The organism is Gammaproteobacteria bacterium, assembly GCA_003696665.1.
GTDB lineage: Bacteria > Pseudomonadota > Gammaproteobacteria > Enterobacterales.
This window is the reverse complement of the sequence record RFGJ01000036.1, coordinates 1-1,859: the sequence shown is the minus strand read 5'-3', so window position 1 is coordinate 1,859 and position 1,859 is coordinate 1. Positions and strand designations below refer to the sequence as shown.

Below are 1,859 nucleotides of genomic sequence, written 5' to 3'. Positions count from 1 at the left end.
TAGTTTCCGATCACAGGCAAGAATGTCTGGTGGGGAGCACCGACTAAGGCATATAAACCCAACTGGCCCGGCCTGGCAAGCACGACCTTTCTATCCAAATCGATGTTGGCGCCTGGCGCTCGTTGCCAAGTGGTTTCATTCCAGTAGTAAAGTGCAAGTGTGTCTTCCGGAACTGCTCCAATTTCGGCCTTGCTGTAATTTACCATGATGGTGAAGGGTTTGAGAGGATGAACCGCTGCACCTGTCTGGGGATCAAAGGCTGTGATGTCAAAAATGCTTTTTGTGGGCTGGAGGATGATGGGAAGGCGTTGTTCGTCGGGAATATATCGATTCCGATGTTGGACCGTTACCCGTTTCGCAAAAGAGCCGGGAGGAAAAACATAGCGGAGCTTCGTATCAGGTACGGCGAAGATGTCCCCTTCCGGGGGGATATCTTCTCTTGGCCATTGCAGTGCAGGAGGCACACGAAACACATAGATGCCTCTGTTGGTGGGAAGATAGACGAAGTTCCTGTAGGCTGCAATGGGCTGGGACGGAAATCGCGTGCGACGCAACCTCGCCATTTCAGCCGGATAGGCGGGCGCAGAAACGTCGTATATCCGCAGAGCATCACCGGCTAGAACCAACTGGCCATCGGCCATGGCTGCAGCGACTGCATACACAACCAGTGTGTTGGAGATCCGTACGGCATGTTGAGGGTCTGATATATCCAGGACGCTCAGCGCGTAACCGGACCCTCCAAATACGTAGATGTAAGGATCAATTGTCAATATCTTAGGCGGATAAGATGAGTCGCCTCTCCACGCGCCCACCATTTGCGGCTCATTGGGATTGGAAATACTCCAAAATGTGAGTTCCCAGCCGAGGATATAAGGGAATGTTGTGGAGTAATGGGCAACCAAAAGGCACAACCAATCCCCGCAGCTCAAAAGTTCGGAAGCTCTCCCTGGGATTGTCACGGAACCGACAACGACCGGGAAGGAGGGATTATCTACGTTGATGATGTGCATTGTGTCGTTGAACACGGAATAGGCACGGTTCCCGCGTACAACCAGGTGTTCGCCTCGTATATCAGCACGTCCTACTTCTACTGGGCTGCGCGGATTCAATACATCGTAGATATCAAACTGCGCACCAACGGTGTACAACAGTTGGCCTCTATACACACTATCGGAAAAAGAAATTGCGGGACTGATCGGAACGGTCACAGGGAAAGCTGGATCGCTCAGATCGAGGCCGATGAAATCGTTGCCAAAGTTTGTTCTGACATAGGCGACATCGCCCACAACATTTTGTATATCCGGACTCAACAAGTAGGGCAGTGTTCGCTCAGCAGTTTTTTCCAGGGCGTTTACCGGGTCCGAAATGTCTACCACACGTAAGTATCGTGTCGTAGAGCGGCCCTGTGCGAACTGAAAGTAGGTGGGAATCACAGCGAACGGTCCGGTAAGGACGACATGCGTCGCCCCCTCAAAAATTGCGCCTTGATCGGGGTCGTCGGGAGGTTTTTGCTCCAGTCCTACTTTATTGGGGTGTTTCGGATCGCCGATGTCGATCACGACGAGCTGGCCTCCGTCTGCCCCGAAAACGTAGTTGCCACGCAGTGCAAAAGTATGGACTGCACTTCCGAGCGGAGTCGACGAGAGTAAGACAGGGCTTTGGGGGGTAGACACGTCGTAGACCAAGAGAGAGCCTCTCACTCCCATGGCGGTTGCTTCGAGAAAGATATAGGGCCAGTGGACCTGGCCCGTGAGTAGTGATAGGTTCGGCCCGAATTGTCCAATATGAACCGGCTGCTGCTTGTTGGCCACGTCCACCACTCGAACGCCGCCTGAGAAGCGGATGAGAAAAACAAAGCC

General features: G+C 53.0%; 1 protein-coding gene. It reads right to left on the bottom strand.

The window, feature by feature from the left end; all coding sequences use genetic code 11:
* On the bottom strand, positions 1-1,859 hold a 1,859-nt coding region (locus D6694_00835; protein ID RMH48149.1), incomplete at both ends, for a hypothetical protein.